General features: G+C 44.6%; 5 protein-coding genes. All 5 read left to right on the top strand.

Going from position 1 to position 4,410, the window contains the following annotated elements; all coding sequences use genetic code 11:
- Nucleotides 1-338: 338 nt before the first annotated feature.
- Nucleotides 339-1,430 carry a redox-regulated ATPase YchF gene (ychF, locus tag F6K38_RS35665; protein ID WP_008188024.1) on the top strand — a complete coding sequence of 364 codons (1,092 nt, stop codon included), beginning with the start codon at nucleotides 339-341 and terminating at the stop codon, nucleotides 1,428-1,430.
- Nucleotides 1,431-1,457: 27 nt separating this feature from the next.
- A complete protein-coding gene (locus F6K38_RS35660; RefSeq protein WP_008188025.1) occupies nucleotides 1,458-1,814 on the top strand; it encodes a phage holin family protein in 357 nt (118 codons plus the stop codon).
- 323 nt (nucleotides 1,815-2,137) lie between these two features.
- Nucleotides 2,138-2,935: a precorrin-4 C(11)-methyltransferase gene (cobM, locus tag F6K38_RS35655; RefSeq protein WP_287294159.1), complete on the top strand. Its 798-nt coding sequence runs from the start codon at nucleotides 2,138-2,140 to the stop codon at nucleotides 2,933-2,935.
- A gap of 35 nt (nucleotides 2,936-2,970) precedes the next feature.
- Nucleotides 2,971-3,402, top strand: coding sequence for a TFIIB-type zinc ribbon-containing protein (locus tag F6K38_RS35650; RefSeq protein ID WP_287294157.1), 432 nt, complete (start codon nucleotides 2,971-2,973; stop codon nucleotides 3,400-3,402).
- 107 nt (nucleotides 3,403-3,509) lie between these two features.
- The gene (locus tag F6K38_RS35645) at nucleotides 3,510-3,995 is read left to right on the top strand and encodes a flavin reductase family protein (protein ID WP_071106083.1); all 486 of its coding nucleotides are present in this window, start codon (nucleotides 3,510-3,512) and stop codon (nucleotides 3,993-3,995) included.
- Nucleotides 3,996-4,410 lie beyond the last annotated feature (415 nt).

Here is a 4,410-nt window from a genome sequence, read left to right as displayed (position 1 = left end):
CCCCTACGGTTTTTGCCCACCCTACAAGCTACTAGATGTTGCTTACGACTATCACGTTCCTGTTCAAAAGACGTAAATTTATCTGGTTTAGCAATAGCCCTAAGGAGTTTAGTTGAAACTGGTTTAATTGAGACCATCAGAGATCAATAGAGACCATTTATTAAGTAAAATTATAAAATAAAATTATAAAATAAAATTATAAAATAAAATTATAAAATAAAATTATAAAATAAAAACCAAGAAGATAAGCGATAATTGGGACAACAGTAGAACAACTGGCCGATCGGTTCAAGTTTCTATTGCCCATTGTCCATTTTAAAGTACTATAATATACTGCTATGCTAAGAGCTGGAATTGTTGGACTGCCCAATGTAGGCAAATCAACCTTATTTAATGCCCTAGTTGCCAATGCCAAGGCAGATGCTGCGAATTTCCCTTTTTGTACCATTGAGCCGAATGTCGGTGTAGTTGCTGTCCCAGATCAGCGGTTGCAGGTTCTGGCCAAGATTTCTGAATCTGAGAAAATTGTGCCAACTCGGATTGAGTTTGTGGATATTGCTGGTTTAGTCAAGGGAGCCAGTAAAGGCGAAGGCTTGGGTAACCAGTTTTTAGCCAATATCCGAGAAGTCGATGCGATTGTCCATGTGGTGCGCTGCTTTGATGATGATGACATCATCCATGTTTCCGGCTCCGTTGACCCAGCTCGGGATATTGAAGTCATTAATTTAGAATTAGCCTTAGCTGATTTAGGGCAAGTTGAACGCCGGATTGAGCGTACCCGGAAGCAAGCTCGTAGTAACAAAGATGCCAAGATGGAACTTGATGCCTTGGAAACCTTGAGTGCTGGGTTGAATGAAGGCAAATTAGTGCGCCAGATTAGTTTAACAGAAGAAGAAGCCGAGTCAGTCAAGCAATTGGGGTTACTGACCAGTAAGCCAGTTATCTATGCCGCTAATGTATCTGAAGATGACTTAGCCACTGGCAATGACTGGGTCGAGCAAGTGCGGCAAATTGCTGCTACCGAAGATGCTCAAGTGGTAGTGGTTTCTGCTCAAGTAGAGTCAGAACTAATTGAGTTACCTGAAGAAGACCGAGAGGATTTTCTTCAGTCCCTTGGTGTAGAAGAAGGGGGATTAAAATCATTGATTGGCGCTACCTACGAATTGTTGGGTTTACGTACCTTTCTGACCACTGGTCCCCAGGAAACTCGGGCGTGGACTATTGCTGCTGGTATGAAAGCCCCCCAAGCGGCTGGGACAATTCACTCGGATTTTGAGCGAGGCTTTATTCGGGCAGAAACCATTGCTTATGGGGATTTGGTAGCTGCTGGAGCGATGACCGCTGCTAAGGAAAAAGGGTTAGTTCGCTCAGAAGGTAAAGATTATGTTGTACAAGAGGGAGATGTGATGCTTTTCCGCTTTAATGTGTAAGTAGTGGTGCTCTAAAAGGTGATACCCATGGATATTATTAGTCTTTTAATTGCCTGTTTGGTTACTGCCGTCAGTTTGTTGATCATTTCCAAACTCCCAACTGGTGTCGAGATTGATAGTTTTGAGAAAGCATTGGTTTCAGCAGTGGTGTTCGGCATTCTCAATGCCCTATTGAAACCAATCCTGATTGTTTTATCTCTTCCTCTGACTATCTTGACTGTTGGGCTTTTTGCTATTGTGGTCAACGCGATTATTTTTGGCTTAGCCGCTGCTTTGGTAACAGGATTCCGACTTCGCTGGGGATTTTGGAGCGCTTTGATTGGCGCAATTGCCCTTGGTTTCGTTAATTCCTTGATCTATAAGCTGCTCGGAACCTTGGCTTGATTGTTGGTCACTAACTGGTAAACACACAGGTAAAAGACAGGTAAACACACAGCTTAAGCTGTCAGCTCTCAGCCGTCAGCTAATCAACGGGAGATAGTAAACAAGCATCTGGGTTACTGGTAGGACTGCTTGAAAATCCCTGCTCGTTTTACTCATCTGACCCCGTGCAGCGATCGCGCCTGCTATCAGCTCTCAGCTTTTGAATAAAAAAGCTGAGAGCTGACGGCTGAGAGCTGACGGCTGACGGCTGAGAGCTGACGGCACCTCAAGTAGCGCATATGCTTACCAAAATACTATCTCCTAAAGCATAATTCCGAAACTATATGAATTCAATCGCACCAGCAGTCTACATTATCGGTGCTGGACCAGGCGCTCCAGACTTATTAACTGTCAAAGCCTTGAAAATCCTCCAAAAGGCAGATGTTATTATCGTGGCAGATTCTCTAGTGCCCAAACAGATGTTAGAGAGTGTTCGGGCTGATGCCGAAATTATTCGCTCTGGCAACAAAACCCTAGAAGAGATTGTGCCACTGATGATTGAACGGGTGCGATCGCATAAATCTGTGGTCAGGCTACACTCAGGAGATTTGACTCTATATAGTGCTATCCACGAGCAAATGCAAGCTCTCTCAGAAGCCTCTATTCCCTTTGAAGTTATCCCAGGCATCAGCGCCTTTCAAGCAGCAGCCGCACAACTTGGTGTTGAGCTAACTATACCGGGATTAGTACAAACGATTATCCTGACCCGGATCAGTGGTCGTGCTTCTGCGGTCCCAGACTCAGAGGAATTAGCATCCCTAGCTGCCCATCAAGCTAGTTTGTGCCTCTATCTGAGTGCTCGTCATGTAGAAGCGGCTCAAGCCAAACTCCTAAAACACTATTCTGCTGATACACCAGTAGCGGTTTGCTTCCGCATTGGCTGGCCAGATGAAAAAATTTGGCTAGTTGACCTTGATAAAATGGCAGCAACTACTCATGAGCACAATTTAATTCGGACAACCCTTTACTTAATCAGTCCGGCACTAAAGACGGCTTTAAACCGTGATGGCCTTAAAACCCGTTCCCGTCTCTATCATCCCGAACACTCTCACCTCTTTCGTCCTCACCCTTCTATTGTATAAGATATATGATATAACATTAATTTTTGTGTGAAAGTGTGAAGGAACTTAATTGCCCAACACTTAATTGCCCAAAGTGTAAAGGAAAATTAGAGCCAGTTACCTGCCATGGCATTGAAGTAGACCGCTGTGTCAACTGCAAAGGCATTTGGTTTGATTCCCTGGAGGCCGAAATACTCAAAAAGATTAAAGGTTCTGAGAGTCTAGATATTGGAGACCCGGAAATTGGCTCTGAGCTGAATAAGATCAATGATGATATTTGCTGTCCCCGCTGTGGAGCCAAAATGATCCGCATGCTTGATATTGATGAGTACAGCATCTGGTACGAAAAATGCTTCCAATGCCACGGGGTTTGGCTAGATGCTGGGGAATTCAGGCAGTATAAGCATAATTTTCAGCCCAGAGGTGTTCTATATCGAGTTAAGCGCATGTTTAGAGCCCAAAAGGACATCCCCAATCCTGTCTTTTAAAAGGGAAAATTCTGTAAACTAATTGGGATTGACCGTTCGCCCAGCGTCGGGCTTTGCCCAAAAGCTCACGCGGGGCGCGTTCACTAAGAACTTAGGGAGAAAGACTCGTGCTAGACGAACAAGCAAAAAAGACCATGCTGCGCAAAATTCCCCATGGTCTATATATCTGTGGGGTCAGGGATGGTGAAGAAACAATCAATGGCTTCACGGTCAGCTGGGTAATGCAGTCTTCCTTCAAACCACCACTAATCGTTAACTGTGTTAAACAAGACTCTGGATCCCACGCCATTATTAAGAAAACAGGAGTATATGCCCTTAGCTTCCTCGATAGTGGGCAAAAAGATATGGCAGCCAAATTTTTTAAACCCCAAAGTCGCGTTGGTAATAAGTTTGCTGATGTAGAATTTTACTTCGGAGAAGTAACTGGTTGTCCGATTATTTCTGACTCCCTCGGTTATGTAGAATGCCAGGTCAGAGGAACTGTGGAAGAAGGCGATCACACCGTCTTTGTTGCTGAAGTCGTTGGTGCTGGCATTCATCGGGAAGGAGATCAGTTGTTACTGGAAAGCACTGGTTGGCAGTATGGCGGTTAGAGCTATCAGCTATCAGCTATCAGTTATCAGCTATCAGTTATTAGCTATCAGTTATCAGTTATTAGTTCTCAGCTATCAGAGGTTGTCTGATAAGTCTCATTTGCTACATCCAAGCCCCCTAAATCCCCCAATTTTGGGGGACTTTTAGAAGCAAATTGACTCTTGTCCCCCCCAAGCGAGCAATCCCTCGCTTGGGGGGCTAGGGGGGCAAAATTAAGTATCAAAAAACTTTTCAGATATCCTCTCAGCTATCAGCTTTGGGTTAGTTGCCAACGACTGACGGCTGACGGCTGACGGCTGACCACTGACCGCTGACCACTGACCACTGACTGCTGACTACTGACCACTGACCGCTGACCGCTTAACATTTCAACTGTTCAAAAGCTCAACTAGGGTGTGATATCAAAACTATGCC

The sequence above is a fragment of the Moorena sp. SIO3B2 genome (assembly GCF_010692525.1).
GTDB lineage: Bacteria > Cyanobacteriota > Cyanobacteriia > Cyanobacteriales > Coleofasciculaceae > Moorena > Moorena producens.
Note: the sequence above shows the minus strand (reverse complement) of the source record. Positions and strands in the feature narration are given on the sequence as shown.